Annotated in this window: 15 protein-coding genes; 1 reads left to right on the top strand and 14 read right to left on the bottom strand. The window is 44.6% G+C overall.

Annotated elements, in window-relative coordinates; translation table 11 throughout:
* Positions 1-44 precede the first annotated feature (44 nt).
* Positions 45-185: a degradation enzyme regulation protein DegQ gene (gene degQ, locus V6D42_RS18955; protein WP_010331694.1), complete on the bottom strand. Its 141-nt coding sequence runs from the start codon at positions 183-185 to the stop codon at positions 45-47.
* A gap of 460 nt (positions 186-645) precedes the next feature.
* Here degQ and V6D42_RS18950 point away from each other — a divergent pair, with 460 nt between their 5' ends.
* Positions 646-1,014: a hypothetical protein gene (locus tag V6D42_RS18950; RefSeq protein ID WP_333514269.1), complete on the top strand. Its 369-nt coding sequence runs from the start codon at positions 646-648 to the stop codon at positions 1,012-1,014.
* Here the strand turns inward: V6D42_RS18950 and V6D42_RS18945 are convergent.
* The 13 genes from V6D42_RS18945 to essC all read right to left on the bottom strand — a co-directional run bounded on the left by V6D42_RS18945 (position 990) and on the right by essC (position 17,295).
* Entirely contained in the window at positions 990-2,219 is a 1,230-nt protein-coding gene (locus V6D42_RS18945) for an EAL and HDOD domain-containing protein (RefSeq protein ID WP_333514268.1), read from the bottom strand. The genes V6D42_RS18950 and V6D42_RS18945 overlap by 25 nt on opposite strands.
* A 135-nt stretch (positions 2,220-2,354) precedes the next feature.
* A complete protein-coding gene (locus V6D42_RS18940) occupies positions 2,355-3,824 on the bottom strand; it encodes a nicotinate phosphoribosyltransferase (RefSeq protein WP_229149092.1) in 1,470 nt (489 codons plus the stop codon).
* A gap of 15 nt (positions 3,825-3,839) precedes the next feature.
* Positions 3,840-4,391: a cysteine hydrolase family protein gene (locus V6D42_RS18935; protein ID WP_044158950.1), complete on the bottom strand. Its 552-nt coding sequence runs from the start codon at positions 4,389-4,391 to the stop codon at positions 3,840-3,842.
* Between the two features lie 96 nt (positions 4,392-4,487).
* Positions 4,488-4,886: a YueI family protein gene (locus V6D42_RS18930; RefSeq protein WP_333514267.1), complete on the bottom strand. Its 399-nt coding sequence runs from the start codon at positions 4,884-4,886 to the stop codon at positions 4,488-4,490.
* Positions 4,887-4,956: 70 nt separating this feature from the next.
* Complete coding sequence (locus tag V6D42_RS18925) at positions 4,957-5,205, bottom strand: YueH family protein (protein ID WP_333514266.1); 249 nt, start codon at positions 5,203-5,205, stop codon at positions 4,957-4,959.
* Between the two features lie 73 nt (positions 5,206-5,278).
* Positions 5,279-5,500 (bottom strand): spore germination protein, encoded by a 222-nt coding sequence (locus V6D42_RS18920; protein ID WP_333514265.1) that lies wholly within the window; start codon positions 5,498-5,500, stop codon positions 5,279-5,281.
* Between the two features lie 59 nt (positions 5,501-5,559).
* Positions 5,560-6,669: an AI-2E family transporter gene (locus tag V6D42_RS18915; RefSeq protein WP_229149095.1), complete on the bottom strand. Its 1,110-nt coding sequence runs from the start codon at positions 6,667-6,669 to the stop codon at positions 5,560-5,562.
* A gap of 485 nt (positions 6,670-7,154) precedes the next feature.
* On the bottom strand, positions 7,155-7,391 hold the full coding sequence (locus V6D42_RS18910) for a YuzF family protein (RefSeq protein ID WP_010331703.1): 237 nt from the start codon (positions 7,389-7,391) through the stop codon (positions 7,155-7,157).
* Between the two features lie 185 nt (positions 7,392-7,576).
* Positions 7,577-8,107: an HD domain-containing protein gene (locus V6D42_RS18905; protein ID WP_333514264.1), complete on the bottom strand. Its 531-nt coding sequence runs from the start codon at positions 8,105-8,107 to the stop codon at positions 7,577-7,579.
* Between the two features lie 197 nt (positions 8,108-8,304).
* Positions 8,305-9,036, bottom strand: coding sequence for a (S)-benzoin forming benzil reductase (locus V6D42_RS18900; RefSeq protein WP_333514263.1), 732 nt, complete (start codon positions 9,034-9,036; stop codon positions 8,305-8,307).
* Between the two features lie 63 nt (positions 9,037-9,099).
* Positions 9,100-9,552, bottom strand: coding sequence for a type VII secretion protein EssA (gene essA, locus V6D42_RS18895; protein ID WP_333514316.1), 453 nt, complete (start codon positions 9,550-9,552; stop codon positions 9,100-9,102).
* A gap of 31 nt (positions 9,553-9,583) precedes the next feature.
* On the bottom strand, positions 9,584-12,811 hold the full coding sequence (gene esaA / locus V6D42_RS18890; RefSeq protein WP_333514262.1) for a type VII secretion protein EsaA: 3,228 nt from the start codon (positions 12,809-12,811) through the stop codon (positions 9,584-9,586).
* Positions 12,808-17,295: a type VII secretion protein EssC gene (gene essC, locus V6D42_RS18885; RefSeq protein ID WP_333514261.1), complete on the bottom strand. Its 4,488-nt coding sequence runs from the start codon at positions 17,293-17,295 to the stop codon at positions 12,808-12,810. The genes esaA and essC overlap by 4 nt, the downstream gene beginning before the upstream one ends.
* Between the last annotated feature and the right edge of the window lie 47 nt (positions 17,296-17,342).

Here is a 17,342-nt window from a genome sequence, read left to right as displayed (position 1 = left end):
TTGTATGGGTAGAACGAAAAAAAAGACTTGTTTCCAAGTCTTTTTTACGAAATTTTCATTGCGTATGTGAATTTATCGAGCTGATCAATGCTTTTGTTAATGTTTCGTAATGAATCTGTCGTTTCTTTAATATCAAGTTCGAGTCGGAATAACAATTGTTTTACTTCTTCAAGTTTCTTTTCCATCGTTTCCACACTCCTTTTTTTGAAAGATCAATGAATTGTGTATGGTGAACGAGTCCTAGGTATTTGATCTGTTACTAATAGTGTATCTGCTTTCGGCTCATTTTTCACCGAAAAGTATACAAAAAAGTCCTGCGTGACACCGCAAATCTCAATAGGTCTTTGTACTCAAAGGAATCACAATGAGAACGGGACTATTTTTCCACGCGTAAAAACGGTGATTCCGGGTGGAATTGAGAAAGATTCTTAATTCTCTTGATTTTATTGTATTTAACTGTTTCACCAAGTGAGACTATAGTCCCCCTTGCTGCTTTTTCAAAATTTAATACGCGATTCTTGGCGTATCGTGACCGACAAACACCGAAAAGACCGCAACGCAAAGTTGTGGCCTTTTCGCTTTGTCATATCCGGCACCTGAGTGATCTATACATATAGACATATCCCCTTTTTGCGAGGTGCTTCCATGAGATATCCTTATCCTTGGTTCTACGTCTATCCGTACGACATACGCCGCCCGCCCGCTCCTGCCGCCAATACAGAGACCTTTATCCGTTCCGCAAAGGATGCCGCCGGGCTGCTCGCTGATGCTCAGCTTGTACTTAGGCGCATTGCGGGGTCACAGGAGCTTTCGCGCCGCATCATGACTGCAGCGGAGCAGTCAGATAAACAGACAGTAAAACGTCTGATCAAACAGACAGGCGTCCGGCATGATGTGGATTCGGTCTTTAATCCCGATGGCATATACATCAGCCTAATCAGCACGCAAAGCCGAATCATCGTGGCGTTGCGGTGGTCAGAAGACCGCAATTACTTTTCGCCCATAAGCTTATGACACCACTCCAAGGCTTCCAAATAACAGTCGTACGCTTCTTCCTTGTCCAATTCTTTTGCTAATTCTCCGCAAGTGTCCCAATTGTTGGTTTCGATTAACTTCACAAGCTCAAGCATTTGGTAATAGTCATTTTGATGACCTAATAACGCTTGACCTACTTCATCTATTAAAGGCAATTCTTGAATAATCTCTTCTATTTCTCTGTGCAAAAGGGTGTCTATGAGAGAAAACATCCCGATCAGCATATACGAGGCCGGCTGCGGGCGCGCTGTTTTTCTTGCCAACAGTTCACATAGTTTTGCTCTCATTAAAGAAATTTTTATGATTTCGTGTTTGCTGGAATTCCCTTTTCTGCTTAAATCCTTAAAGGATAGGATGTATATCCACCGTTTGATTTCGTTAAACCCAAGAAGCATGATAGCCTGCTTAATGCTGTCGATCTTTTGGGTTAAGCGGTTATGAGAAGAGTTTAAGAATTTTAAAATTTGATATGACAGCGATAAATCACGTTCTATGTACTCAGTTACACGCTGGATGTTAGGCTGCTCTTTGCTTAATTCGTTGAGCAATTCATAGTAAGAATAAAAATGGGTCGACAGATCATGGCCGCTGATGATACGCGGTTCGCTGAAAAAGTAGCCTTGAAATAACTGAAAGCCATCTTGCACCGCCTGTTCATATTCTTTGCGTGTTTCTACTTTCTCAGCTAAAAAAATCAGGCCGCAACGGCTGTAGGTTTGCAAAATGTTTCGGCGTTCCATTCGGGTGGTTTTAAGAAAATCAATTTTCAATATATCAATATAGCTCATGAGCTTTTCCAATAATTTTTCATTTTTCGGGTTTATCGCGTAAAAATCATCGAGTGCCAGCGTATACCCCATTTTTTTCAGCTCTCTGCACCTTGAAACGAGAGCCGGAGTGATCGGTATATCTTCAAGGATTTCAATCACAAGCTGTTTTGGATTGAAGGAGGTGGGGAGATCCGAAAACATCAGGCTTTCAGTGAAATTGACAAAACAGCGTTTTCCTTCCGTCAGCTTCTCGATTCCGATGTTTAAAAAGCTGTTAATCACCAAATCTGTTGTAGCCTGATCGCCGTCTGCAGCGGAATACACATTCTCTTCGCTCTCTCTATATAAAAGTTCATAAGCGACAACCTGTTCTTTTCGATTAAATATAGGCTGTCTTGCAACAAACACCCTCATTGATTTATCCTCCTTACAAAACACGCGGCTTTCCACCCTAAGTATATCAAATAATTTGACGAAATTTGTCTAAACATGAAAAATATTATTCCCACAAAAAAACTGGCCTCTTCGCGAACGAAAGGCCAGTTTGCTTTATTCTTCGAGCTCTTCTTCAAGTCTGCTTTTCACTTCATGGATCCGCTGCATTTTGTTGCTCCAGCAGTCCTCGCTTAAATCAACCGGGTATTCTTCAGGTTTGCTGATTCTCTTATATTCCTCCCACAGAAGGCTGAGGTTGTCTTGTACGTATTGCTGAATGTCAGAAATCTCAGGGTTCTGGTAGCATAGGATGCCTTTTTCAAAAATCAGCTCGTGAAGATCCTTCGCATAGAAATTCGTGACGAATTTGCTGATGAAGGTATGAACCGGGTGGAACATTCTCAGCCGCTTCTGGTCATTCACCTGCTCGTCATAAAGCGCAATGTAATCACCTTCAGAATGATGATTTAACTGATTAATAATTCGGTACACTTTCTTTCTGCCAGGTGTCGTCACTTTGTCAGGGTTGGATGAAATTTTGATCGTATCGACCATTTCTCCGTTTTCTTCGATGGCGACGAGCTTATAAACTGCACCGAGAGCAGGCTGGTCATAGGCTGTAATCAACTTCGTGCCGACACCCCAGACATCTATGCGCGCTCCCTGAGCCTTTAAATTCATAATGGTATGCTCATCCAAGTCACTTGATGCAATGACTTTCGCGTCTGTAAACCCTGCTTCATCAAGCATTTTCCGGGCTTTTTTTGACAGGTACGCCAAATCGCCGCTATCCAGGCGGATGCCAATGAAGTTGATGCGGTCTCCGAATTCCTTAGCCACTTTAATCGCATTCGGCATGCCTGAACGGAGCGTATCATACGTGTCGACTAAGAAGACGCAATCCTTATGCGTTTCCGCGTATTTTTTGAACGCTGTATATTCATCGCGGTAGGCCTGCACAAGCGCATGTGCATGTGTGCCTGATACCGGGATATTAAAGCGCTTTCCGGCTCTTACATTGCTTGTCGCGCTGAAGCCGCCGATTAAGGCTGCTCTCGCTCCCCACATAGCCGCATCCATTTCATGCGCCCGTCTTGTTCCGAATTCAAGTGCAATTTCGTCGCCAATGACGCCCTTGATGCGCGCCGCTTTTGTCGCGATTAATGTTTGGTAATTCACAATGTTAAGCAAAGCTGTTTCAATAAGCTGCGCTTCTACAAGGGGAGCTTCCACCCTCATAATCGGCTCATTGTTAAAAACCAGCTCTCCTTCTTTCATGGAATAAAGAGAACCTGTAAAAGATAAACCGCTCAAATAATCAATAAAATCTTCATGATAACCAAGCTCATCTCGTAAATAAGTCAGGTCACTATCGGTAAACTTGAAGTTTTCCAGATATTCAATGGCTTTTTCCAAGCCCGCAAAAACCGCATAGCCATTCTCAAACGGAAGCTTTCTGAAAAAAAGCTCAAAAATCGCTTTCTTTTCATGAATGCCGTCTCTCCAGTAAGTTTCCGCCATATTGATTTGATAAAGGTCTGTATGTAATGACAGGCTGTCATCTTTAAAACCGTACTCTAACACTGTTTTTCCCCTTCCTTACTCTGCCACTTGCGCTCCGATGCTGTTTGCAAAATGGGAAAGAGCCCACGTATGCCCCTCCTGATTAAAGCTGGCAACAGCCTGTTTATGCACAACAATCCGGAAACCTTTGTTGTATGCATCAACCGCTGTATGCAAGACACAGATATCTGTGCAGACGCCGGCTAAATGTAGCTCGTCAATCTGCCGCTCTCTGAGTTTCAGCTCTAAATCAGTACCCGCAAAAGCAGAATATCTCGTTTTTTCCATGTAATATACATTATGATCATGTGCATGTTTCTGATATAGAGGCAAAAGCTTTCCGTACAGGTCTTTTCCTTCCGTACCCTTGATATTATGCGGTGGAAACAGACGGGTTTCAGGGTGATATTGATCCCCTTCATTGTGAGAATCTACTGCAAATACGACGTAATCACCGTTTGTGATAAAGTGTTCTGTCAAATTGACGATCGCCTCTTCAATCATTCTGCCGGGCTCCCCGCAGGTCAATTTTCCGTCACTCGCCACAAAATCATTCGTATAATCAATACAAATAAGTGCTTTTTTCATAGCCGGCCTCCCCGCCATCAGTATGAGAACATTATATCTTATCTCCCGTTGTAAGGGAATTGCCACGAATAAAAAGACAAACGGTCCGTTTGTCTCTTAAGATTTCAGCACCGACCGATTAAAAATGTCGTCCTGAATATATATAGATTCATGATTTACCGCACTGTCCGCCGCAATGACAAGGCCTAAAGGCGTCTGAAACTGAAGATCAGATACGACTTTAAAAGGCACTCCATTTCGGTTCGCCATTTTTACATAAGGGGAATAAGACTGATACTGAAGCTCTCCATTGATAAGAAGAGATATATGTTTATTACGTTTAAACGCCTGCTCGACTTCGTCATATGGTTTGCTTCTGAGCACCTGCCCTTTTGTCAGTGCCAAAAGCACTCTTTCCCGCAATGAGCCTAAAAACAAGTGGCGCTCGTCAGGTTTTGTTTCCAGCGGCCCGTACATTCCTTGCTGCAAATAGAGATCCAGCGTTTCATCACTCAAAAGCTCGTCCTCCCGTCTTGTTTGTCTTCATTATCGCCTGATCCTGCGGGGGCTAAACTTTCAATTGCTGTTACATTTCCGTTACCCAGTGAATGATTTTTTTTGCCAGCTCACCAGCAGGCTCTTCCTCTGTATGCCGGCGCAAAGAAGCCTCCAGCCGTTCTGGCAGCGATGATTTTTCGTCCTCGTATGAAATTATTGTGCTCCACTCCAGCTGCGGAACGGCTACGAGCGTATGCAGTTCTTTTCTGTTTTCATGCAGATATACATCAGTGATCATTCCTGTTTGTGTGCTGATATTTGCTTTTCTGATTTTCATAACATGACCTCGCTATTTAAAAGACTATCCATATTATACAATAAAAAAGCAACAGCCTCTCTAGAAAAGGCTGTTACCCATTAAACGAAACGGTTTCATCAATGATATCGGCATCGTTAAACATTGTTTTACTATATTCGTTATTGATCTTCACAAAATCCCCAAGCTGAAATGTGCCAGACCCAGCACCTGTGTGATCAACGCTTTTCGGCGCGATCGCAAACACATCTCCAAAGCTGGCTGCAGCATCACCTGATATAGACATAATATATATTGGCCCTACAATCGCAGGCATTTCCCCACCTCCGCACTGATTTACAGCATCATATGCGGAAAGGAGCCGATGGTGCCCGCCTATTCAGCGGGACGTTCGTTTTCTTCAAGGCGTGAACGCTGGCGCAGCTTGATCAGCCGCACGATATTCAAGAAAAATGCCTTGACTACCGCATACACCGGCACAGCTAAAATCATGCCGAGAATGCCGCCGAAGCTTCCGGCTCCGATCAACAGCAAAATGATGGTAAGCGGGTGCGTATTCAAACGTTTTCCGATAACGAGCGGAGAAAGTAGATTTCCGTCGAGCTGCTGAACGATCACAACCACGATGATCGCAAAAAGCGCTTTGGCCGGTGAATCCATAAAGCCGATAATGACAGCCGGCGCAGCGCCGAGAAAAGGTCCGACATATGGAATGATATTTGTAATGGCCATGACAATTCCAAGAATCAGCGCATATGGCAGCCCTGTTATCAAGTATCCGATAAAGCACGCTGTCCCTACAAAAAGACAGATTAACAGCTGTCCCTGAAAATACGCAGCGAGTGTGTCGGTTAAATCTTTAAAGATTTTTAGACCTTCTGTCCGGTATGAAGCCGGAAGTATTTTGACTGCCAGGTGCGGAAAGCGGTGTCCATCCTTCAGCATATAAAAGAGGATAAACGGAACAGTGATAATGACAAGTGTGATATTAGTCACGACACCAAACACCGCGGATAAACTGGATGTAATATTTTGCGGCAGGTTTTGGAGAAAGCTTGTCAAAGACTGTTCAATTTTTGATATGGATACATAATCCTGTGTCATCATCCAGGTAAACCATTGAGAGTGAGATAAATCCTTTGTCAATGCCTGAATCTGTTTTATATATTCAGGAAGATTGTTAAACAGCCCGGTCACCTGCGATGTAATGACAGGCCCGACTGCCGCAGAAACAAAGGCAAGCAAACCGATAAATACTAAATAGATGAGCAGAATCGATAATGTCCGCGGCATTTTTTTCTCAAGCAGACGGACGACCGGATTGAAAATAAAATACAGAATTCCCGCGATCAGCATCGGGAAAAACAATGTCGTGATAAACACGATGAACGGCTGAAACACAAATGAAACTTTTGTTGCTACGAAAATAATCAGCAAAACAAATAAAATTTGCAATGTCCAAAAATGGACTTTTGATTTCAACAATCTTGTTCCTCCTAGTTTTTCTTTGTCTAACAGATAAAAGAACTTGCACCCCATTATTGTAACAAAAATAAACTGATATCAGAACTTTTAATCAGTGAATAGACTGTTGATTATACAGACTGTGACATACGGTAGGGACGCCGGACTTATGTACATAAGGTGTCTATGCTTCCAACAGGAATTTCAAGACTGAGAAGCTTGACGTTTAGATTTTATCCTGCTTGATGTGAATCAAAACAATAGAATGCTTGAGCGGCGGCCGCGCTGTGCTCTGTTTGCCGGGAAGCACCGTTTATATGTAGATGTGGCGGGTATCACTTCGGTTGTTCAAGCTTTACAGTGTATAGCGCAACATTCTGTTTTTCAGATGACCGCTCCGGTTTTGATCTTTGCGGCACAATTAATTTATGACGGGGCGTTTTTACAGCGCTTAACTGAAAAATAGGACGTCCCGGTGTACGCCTATTTTTCAAACGCAAGCACTGTTACACCCGTTCACTGTAATCTGGCGTGACGGAAACCATGTGCTGGATACTGATTAAAAAAACAGAATTTCGGGCTGCTTCAATGATGATATGGTCCGGTTTTACATCAATCAGTCTGCCTCTGACCGTGTCTCGTACTGTCTGAATAATGAATTTTGAGCCGATGAGCTTTTTAATGGTCTGATAGACATAAGGATCGACTAATGAGACCAGTTGCGGACTACCTTGGTTGGCCATACTTCAATCCCCTTTATATGTTTTATCTCAGCTTATGCCACGGGTAAGGATAATGACACAGGCTTACCGGATAACACCAGGGGATGCGGAGACGATGGGGGAGTGTGATTCACGCGGGTGTAAGGAAATGGTGATGAAACGGAGACAGCGAAGAAAACAGACGCTGTTCCGAATACAGGCGGGATCTATACAGGCTTTTTTATAGAAGACTGGGCTTGGTCGATTAAGCGGTCCAGCTTTTCTATTTTTTTCAGTGCGATTGCTTCGTCAATTTGTCGGTAATGATGATGGCCGCCAGGTTCTTCATCAAGTTCGTCCGCTTTTTTGACAATCTGCTGCAGCGTATTTTTATCGAGTTCACCTTCAGGCAGATAGGAATCGGTATGAAGCAAAATGGCAAGGGCAATCTCTTTTGCCGCTTTCGGTTCTTCACCAAGACGAATCAAGAGCTTATGTGCCCGTTCCGCCCCTTTAATGGCATGGATGTCATTTCTTCTGTATTTTTCATAATCCCACTTTCCGTCTGTATACCATTCATAATGGCCGATGTCATGCAGCAATGCCGCTTTTGCGGCTAAATCAGAGCTGATGTCAGCCTTTACAGACAGCCTGTATGCATGATAGGCGCAGGCAATCGCATGAGCCACGCCTGAACGCTGTAAATATTTTTGTGCAATTGGATGGGTAAAGACATCCATTAATGTAACCTTTCTCATGGAAACCCCTCCTTTAGATATTTTTAGAATCCTAACATAATTTGAAGAGAAACTCAATTCTTATGTCATATCATTTTTGTTTATTTTTCATGTTTGTTATACCCTAAAAGCAGAGTTTCAGTCAGTATATGCAGCCAAACTCCAGAACGCTTAAGCGATCGCCTTTTTATATAAAAAAAGAGCAGATTCACTCTGCTCTACAAAAACTCTTTTATATCATATATGCGCCCGTTTTCCGCGCCTGTCTCTAATAAAGAAAGCAGCGTGCCGGCAATAAAGGCCGGACTGCGAAGGCTTCCTGTTTCATTCAATTTCCGGAACCGCTCGATGTCGTGGAAATCCTTTTTCGATGATGCACGGATGACGGCCTGCATGTCAGTGTCCATGACACCCGGTGAGAAAGAAATCATATTCACCGGCCGTTCTTCGTCCTCCTGTTCAAATCCGAACGTTCTCGTAAACATATCAAGTCCGGCTTTTGAGCTGCAATACGCGCTCCACCCCTTGTATGGGTTTTTGGCCGCGCCAGACGTAATATTGACAATTGTTTTTCTGCCGCTGTACAGAGCAAACTGTTTTGTAAACAGCTGGCTTAAGAGCACGGGCGCGGTCAGATTAAGCTGATAATGGTGCTGCAGCTCTTCTAGAGACGCTTCTCCCGCGCGTTTGATCGGCGTTACCATTCCGGCGTTATTGATCAGTGTGATGGCTGAATAATCAGCTGGATTGATGGATGAAAGCAATGTCTTGAATTGCTGTTCAGCCTCTGTGAGATTGATCAGGTCAATCTGATACTGTGTCAGTTTCTCATGCGAAACATCTGTTGTTGTTCTGGACAGGGCATGGACTTCATGGCCTTTTTCTAGAGCCTGTAATGCAATGGCTTTCCCCAGTCCTTTTGACGCTCCGGTGATGATATAAAGTTCCATTGGAAACCTCCTCCTTCCGTTCTTATTGTACGGACCGCTTTTAAGCAAAACAAGCGCAGGCGCTTACGCCTTTTTATTATCCTGCACGATCACCTTTGGTATGAGAAAAACAATGCCTGCGATCCCGAGCAGAATCAACACAATATAGATGATCGGAAGCAGGAGTGAAGATGATTCTTTTTCTTCCATTTCCGTTGATGACGCTTTTTTGATCGGTTTCTCGGAAAATGTAATCCCCAGCTGTTTAGATTGAGCTGCGATGGTGTTGGAGCCCTCGGCATCTGTTGTTGTAAACAAATCCTTTATCAGCTCGGCGTCCCGATCCTTCGGTTTTTCAAAGGTGATGTCCTTTTGTTCCTCAGGCAGTTCTGTTTTCTCCTCATAGGAAGAATCTTCATGCAAATAATTCGTATCGATTTCAATGTCTTTCTTCTCATATTGATTTGGCGCGACATCCGTATTTTCTTCGGTTTCGGCAGCAGCGGCAGAGGGTATGAAAAGGGAAAAGGAGAGCATACATATCATGATCCCCTTTTCCAAGCTGCGATTACGCTTCATACGTTTCATCGCTTTCCGCTGTTTTTTCTGCTATCAAGCGAATGACAAGCGGCAGAGCCGCTGCAATCAACGTAATGATCAGCAGAACCGATATTCCCATTGTAAACAAATGCCCTGTTCCGTACTGGATGTCGATATATACCTTCGACACCGGATCTTCAAATGTGAAGTTCGGCATAATCAAGTCAATAAGCGGCGCAACATAGAATAAAATCATTGCCGCTGAAGCAACCCATCCTGGAATTGATCCGAATCGGAATGCCGCCCGAATAAAGGCAGAGCTCGCGACCAGCAATAAAATCGTAAACACAGACCACTTAATCGTCTCATCGTCCGGCAGTGAATAAATATTCAAACCGAACAAGCTGATCATCAATCCGACAAGGATATTCAGAATTCCGAAAAGCGCTCCTTTGACGAGCAGCGGCGCATTCTGGTAATACGAGCTGAAATATCCGATTAACAGACTGCTGATCAAAATAATAACCAGGATGACAACCGGCGGCACCGTCTGAATTTTTTCTTCCGGAACCTGACCGCTGATTTTAAGCGGGTTTGCCAAGTAATCATATACATAGCCGTTGTTTTGCCCATCTACTAATGTATTGCCCAGAATGCCGTATACGTCACTGCGTACAAGCTTCGTGGAGGCAACATTTTTACCCCAGTTGTTATTTAATGTGTCAGCTTTCGTCTGTACATCATTTACGCTTTGCTGCATGTTGGTTGTGTAATCAATAATGCCTGACTGGCGTTCCGATAATGAGCCCATCATGTCTGACATTTGCAGCACTTCCTGGCCGACCGTATCTTGCACGCTCAGTGCCATTGTGCCTGACAGACCATCATTATTGAACGTTGCAGATTCCTGCGCTGCACCGGTTACAAGCTGTTCTGACGCTTTAGACGCACTCTCAGAGATTTTCGTCAGTTCATCGAGAACACCTGCTTGAGAATCACGGATATAGCTGCCGTAGTTGTCTGCAAACTCGGTCATGCCATTGATGAAATTGTCGATGTCTTCATCGGTTTGCATCGTGTTGTTTTTGAGATCTTCCCAGCTTGCTGATTCTTCCGGTTTGATGGCTAGGATTGATTTGACGTTGCCCTGCTGGCCGTCAATGGCATAGTTTTTTGCAGTGCTGTCTATCGTTCCGGATAATACAGAGTCATACACAGATAAATATTTATAGTATCTCATTAAAGCGGAGATGCTTTCTGTGTTGATTTCCCCCGGGAATTGAAGCTGATCTTTATTTTCCAGCTCGCGAATCGCTCTGTAAATCCCTTCGAACTCCCTCTTCCGTTTCGCTTCAAGATTTTCAAGTTTACCTTCTAGCTTTTTTACTTGGTCTTTCAAGTCATCAATTTCATCATTAAGACCATCCATTTGCTCTTTTAGTTCTTCTAATTTCTTTTTCAGCTCTTCATTATGGGCAGTTTCTTTTTCTTTGAGCTCTTCTTCAATTTGCTTGATTCGCTCAGACGCTTTGCTGAGCTGTTCTTTCGCTTTTGCGATATCAGAAATGTCGTCATTTCCTGGTTGATCTTCATTACCGGGCTCTGTTGTGTCTCCGTCGCTTCCGGTTCCGTCTTCATTTGCCAGCTGGATAAATTGTAGGGCTGAGTCAGATGAAGCAGTCTGTTCGGCAGATGTGCCCGTTTCGGTTTGTCCGCTGTCTGACTTACCATTGGAGGCATCTCCGTTCTGCTCCTGACCGTCTGTTCCCTGCTGCTGGTCTTGATCCTGATTATTGCCGTCCGTTTGTCCGTCATTCCCTGTATCACTGCTGTTATCATCGTTTCCGGTGTCTCCCTGTGTATCATCGGGATTGGTGCTGCCTCCGTCATCTGGATGATCCGGCTTGTCAGTGGACGGCTCGTCTGTTCCCGGTTTTTCAGTTCCCGGGTCCTCGGGTGTCGGATCCTCTTTTTCAGGCTCCTTCAGATTGTCTGAAATATCTTGAATGTCAGCGGCAATGTTTTTCAATTCTTCACGCTGTTTTTCAAGATCGATTTTCAGTTCTTCAGGATTTTCTTCGTTCGGGTCTTTATCTTCATCATCTGAACCATCATCTCCATCAGGCTGCGGGTCTGCTTTCGCAACAGTGAGCGCCTCGCGCGCTTCAACAAGCAGTCCGTATACTTGATTTAAAGCTGCCTGTCTTGATGCGGTCTGGTATTGGTTAATTAAGTCGCTTTGTATCTTCGCCATACCAAGTTCCTGCTGAGGCACTTGGCCTTCCCTGATTTGCTGGGCGGCTGCCAGAACTGTGCTGGTTTGTCCAAGCTGTGTTTTCACTTGGCTGATCCCAGTTGCCAGTCCGCTCATCTGCTCGCTGAACTGATTGGCCTTTTGCTGTGCTGAAATGGCATCCAATCCTGTCTGGATTTGCTGCTGAGTTGAATCCTGGGCTGCCAATAGCAGCTTCTTTTGATTTTCTTGATATTCTTTGTATCGTTCCACAGTATCAACGAAGTCTTTCAGGGTGTTTTTTGCTTCCTCCGCTGTCGAAGCCTTTTCTTTTGTCGTGCCTTGGGCTTCATTCATTGATTTCTTCAGCTCATCGATCAGGTCTTTCTGGCGTTTGATTTCACCTGCTAAATCGTTAGAGCTTGGTTTGTAGAAATTGTACATGACATTTTGGAATTCAGATTCTTTATTGACGATCTTGTCAAACTCTCCTCTGATATTGTCCACTTTTTGTGAGACAAAGTTCCAATATAAGGCCGACATTTTTTTGTTCATTGTTTTTTGGGCATCTTCAAGCTCACGCTGCACTTTTTCTTTGTTGACCGCATTCAGGTTATCTTGAATGCTGAACTCAAGCGTGGCTTTTTGAGGACGCTCTTTGTCGTAGCTCAAAATATTTCTTGAGAAATCTGAGGGGATGTAGACGATCGCATCGTATTTTTTCGATTTCAGGCCTGTTTCCGCTGCACTTCGGTTCACGACCGTCCAAGAATAATCAGGACGTTCCCCCAGTACGGCAGCTACTTCCTTACCGAACTGGGCGGATTGATCATCTTCATCGTCCGCTTTCACCTCATCACTCAATACGCCTGTGTCTTCATTCACCACTGCGATTTGCCGCGTGGAATTGGCTGCTTTTTTCGTCGGATCTTCCCCGATAAATCGGAAAAACAAAACCGGCAGCAGCAAAATAATGATGACGGCGGATATTAACTTGATTAAGTTTTTTCGTTGTTCTGTCATCTAGCACTCTCCCTTTCAGCAGAACATAAAGGAATTTGAACTTTTTGCTCCTTCCCGTTTTCCACAACATATCCGAAGCCCGGCTGAATCTCCGGCTCCTGTCTTTGGTACGGAAGAGGAATGACATTTTGTTCAGATTTTTTCATCAGCAGGATAGCGTGTCTGATTTGCTTCATCTCAGTCGTCAGGGAATCATAGCCTTTGGAGAACTCACTGTGATTGCCTGCCGGAATAAAGCTGAAGCCAAGATGAGCGTAAGATTTCATAAAGTTCGCCAAGCGGTCTTGAATTCTCGTATCGATCGTCTGCTGGAATCTCGTAATTCCGTCAATCATCAGAACCACTTGAGAGAATCGCAGGCTTTGTGCGTCTCCCTGGCGAACGGCTTCTACATACATGGCTTCTCTTGTTTTAAAGATATCTTCTGCTGTTTCAATCCACTGCTCAATATCATCTTTTGTTTCCAGATATGCGACATCTGTTTCTTTTGCATAATTGGATAAACCGCGGTCGATCGAGTCAAACAAACCGATCATTTCCGTTTCATCCTCAAGCAGATGCTCGAGCATCACTTTTAAGACGTTTGTTTTTCCTCGCTGTGTCTGCCCTAATATCAGGCAATGCTTGTGCTTAGCCAAGTCAAAGTACACCGGGCTAACGGTTTCTTCATGAAGCCCGATCGGCACAGATAAAGGCTTGCGTTCCAGCTTGAAGCGGAGAGAAAACTCTCTCGTCGACAGGCTTTCCGGCAGCATCGGAATCGGAGCCGGCTGCTGAAGTGAAGCGTAGCGATCCTGAAGAACCTGCACTTCTGCTTTTAGCTCGTTGAACATGCCGATATCATCCTCTGCTTCAACAGGCAGGAACATTTGGGCGAAATAAAGCTCTTCTTTTTGAATGATCACGCGCCCCGGGATCGGCTCAAGGCTGAACTTCGGCCGTCCGTAAATGGAATATCCCTCGGATTGATCCATCAGGTAATGGACAACCTTTGTTTTCAGGTTGTTCAAGAGCGACTGGCGGACAGCATTTACGCGCGTCGCCGTCAGCATGAAGTAAATCCCCAAGCTTTGTCCGTCTCTGGAAAGCTGGACAAATTCCGATTCAAGCTCATGCATCTCATCCTTGACGATATCAAAGTTGTCGATTGTGATGAAAATGAATGGAAGCTCTTCTTCGCTCAGCGCATTGTACATTTTGATATGGCTGATTTCTTTTTCACGGAACAGACGTTTTCGGCGGTCAATTTCCTCTTTGATCCGGATCATGAACTTTTCAATTTTTCTCGACTGATCCATCAGGAAGTAATCCGCCGTGTGCGGCAGCTTCGCTAATGGGAGAAGCGTTCCGTTCCCGAAATCAAAGATATAGACATGAAGCTCTTCAGGCGTGTAGACGTCTGCGAAACTCATCAGGAATGTTGCCGCTGCAATCGATTTTCCATAGCCTGAGGAGCCGAAAATGCCGATATTTCCGTCTTCCATCATTTTATAAGCAATCGGTGCCTGTCTTTGCAGATCAGGTTCATCAACATAAGCAAAGTGGAAATGGTCCTTTTCTTCTGATGGGAAAAGGGTGCGCGGGATACGTTCCGCAAGCGGCGGCAGCCAAGGACTCGGCAGCTTCTCAATTCCCATTTCCTCTTGAATGCGTTCGATTTCGTCAACCACTGCTTCAATTTCTGATTGAACTTCTTTTTTCGCCATTTCTTCGGTGTCGACCTCAGAAAGCGGGATCAGGCCGGTATCGGTGACAATCGCGATTTCATCCTCTGTTCCGTAAACTTCCTCTAAGTAAGGGGCCCCGCTCCAGGCGGATTGGAACAGCTCGTACACTTCATTGTTTCCGACCTGCAAATAACCGCGTCCGGTAACAGTGATGTTCGCGGCATCGCTGTTTTTCAAAATCTCTTTACTATCAGTGGCATCCTGAACTTTAAGCGCTACTTTAAAGCGCGAGTTACTCCAGATTTGGTCGTCGATGATACCGCCCGGCTTCTGTGTCGCCAAAATCAAATGTACACCGAGGCTTCGGCCGATACGTGCGGCACTGACAAGCTCTCTGATAAAATCAGGCTCTTCGCTTTTCAGCTCTGCAAACTCATCGGAAATTAAGAATAAGTGCGGCATTGCTACTTCTGCTTTCCCCTGCTTGTACAGCTTTGTATAGTCATTGATGTGATTGACTTGATATTGATCAAACAGACGCTGCCTTTTTTTCAGCTCGCTTTTAATCGAAGCAAGCGCACGCATACTGAAGTTTTGGCTGCCTTCAATATTGGTGATCGTGCCGAGCAGGTGGGGAATATTGCGGAACGGTTGCGCCATTCCTCCGCCTTTATAGTCAATTAATAAGAAAGCCGCCTCATGTGGGTGAAAATGCACCGCAAGTGACAGGATGTAAGTCTGGAGAAATTCACTTTTCCCCGAACCTGTTGTCCCCGCGAGCAAACCGTGCGGCCCGTGGGCTTTTTCGTGAAGGTTCAGATGCACAATGTCATCTTTCCCTTTATAGCCGATCGGCACCGACAGCGACTTCGACGATTCACTCGTCAGCCATCTTTGCTGGATTCCGATTTCTTTTACTTCCTTCGCATGGAAAAGCTCTAGGAACGAGACCATTTCCGGAATGGAATTCGTAATGCCCACCTGGTGGTTCAGCGTGCGAAGCGTCCGTGAAAACCGTTCGTTGTCCTCGCGCTGATGTTGATCAAGCCTGAACGGGATTCTTACCGCTTTTTTCTTTTGTATTAAAATGTCGCCTTCATTTTCGTTGATATAGCGGACAAGAGTCGTAATGTTTTCTGATAAACTTTCCTTTGTGTCCGCAGCGACAATGGTAGAGATACCCAGATGCTCATGCTGCCCTTCCAGATATTCAAGAATGACGTGCTCTGAAATCAGCTGCTGATTTGTAATGACAAAAACAAAATGCGGTTTAAACTGCACTTTTTCTTTGTCCTCTTCCAAGTCACGCTCTCTTATCAATTCGTAGAGAGAAGAAAGGAGCTGGTCACGGGTCTGTTCATTATAAATAAAGCCTTTTGCATAAATATGGGGCATTTGAAATTGCGGAAGCCACTTCATCCACTCCCAGTCTTTATACTCTTCTTCATGAAAAATAAAAACGAAACGTAAATCGTGATAGCTGTTAAAGAACGACAGCTGGCCGATCAGCTGGTGAATCTCATTCTTAACAATCTGAGATTTCCCGACAAGGCCCATCGGCCCCTCCGCCAAATCCACCGTAACCGGCGCATTGCGAATGTCCTTATAGACACGCTGCATGTGCTGCGATTTCTCCATAAGGTCATCAATATCACGGTTCGCCAGGTCTCCGCCGCTCATATTGATTTCATAGCTTGCAGGAACTGTTCCGGTCCCGAGCCGAATCTGGAGATAATCCTTGCTTTCGAGTGATTTTTCCCAAATTCGATCACTGATTTCACTTGTTAAGTATTTCATTTGTTCAAAAGAAGGAAAATGAAAGTCAAGAACCTGCTTTTGCTTTTCAGCAAGTGCCTGAAGCTCTTTTCTCTTATTATCTAAGTAAAGCTTATACACGCGCTCCCGCTTTTCCTCGCGTTTTTTCCGCTGGTTTTTATCCCGGAAATATTGAACGGTCGAGGTAATAAGGGTCATCATAAACATTGCCAAAGAAACGAGTATAAATATGCCGCGCGGCTGGATGATGGCGACAACGCCCATCACAATCAGCATCACAAGCGGAGGCAGGATGACGAGCCACAGCCCTCTATTGGTTTGATCGCTCTCCTGAGAGGGAAAACTGAAGGACACACGGTCATCTGGCAAATCGTACACCATCCGCGGTGTTCTTCTGTACTGCGGATATTTCTTCTGCATTTCTGTGCTTGGTTTGACCGTTTTGGTTAACACTGTTTCAAGCGGTGTGTAGTGAACGATTTCTAAGAGGTCTTGTTCAGTTACTCTCATTAGCGTAAAAATCCAGAATATTTCATCTCCCGGTTTGAGCGGTGCAACACTTATTACCTTCTCGCCGTTCAAGAACACATTCCCGCTTTCTGGGAGAATCGACCATTTCTTACCGATATGCAGTAATGAAAATGTACTTTGCTCCGCAAAAGCAAAATCATTCGGATTCAAATAGATATCTGCATCTGTCTTTTCTGAGGAACATGTCATTTCGTCTCTGTTTCCTGTAAAATAAACGGATTTTTCAGGCTTGCCGGCAATTAAAAACAGACGGATTTCCTGCTGGTCCGTTTGAAGAGAAAATGATGCATCAGTTTCAAGACTGCCCAGGCAATCATTTCCCAGGAAAACATCGTACTGGCTGCCGGATTCCTTCCTCTGAAGAGAAATGACTCCGTTCTTAAACGGAATGGTGCCGATCGTAATGGAATCCTTCACATCTGGCCCTATGGTCACCGGCTGGGACGCAGGGAGGTCAGACAGTTTTAGTTTTTGGACGTTTTGCTGGTAGAAAACCCATAATAGACTCAAATGGCGAACCCCCTAACGGCCGAAATACGGCGTGCGATGACCTGAAC

This window comes from Bacillus sp. 0909A (genome assembly GCF_036765115.1).
Taxonomy (GTDB): Bacteria; Bacillota; Bacilli; order Bacillales; family Bacillaceae; genus Bacillus; species Bacillus mojavensis.
Note: the sequence above shows the minus strand (reverse complement) of the source record. Positions and strands in the feature narration are given on the sequence as shown.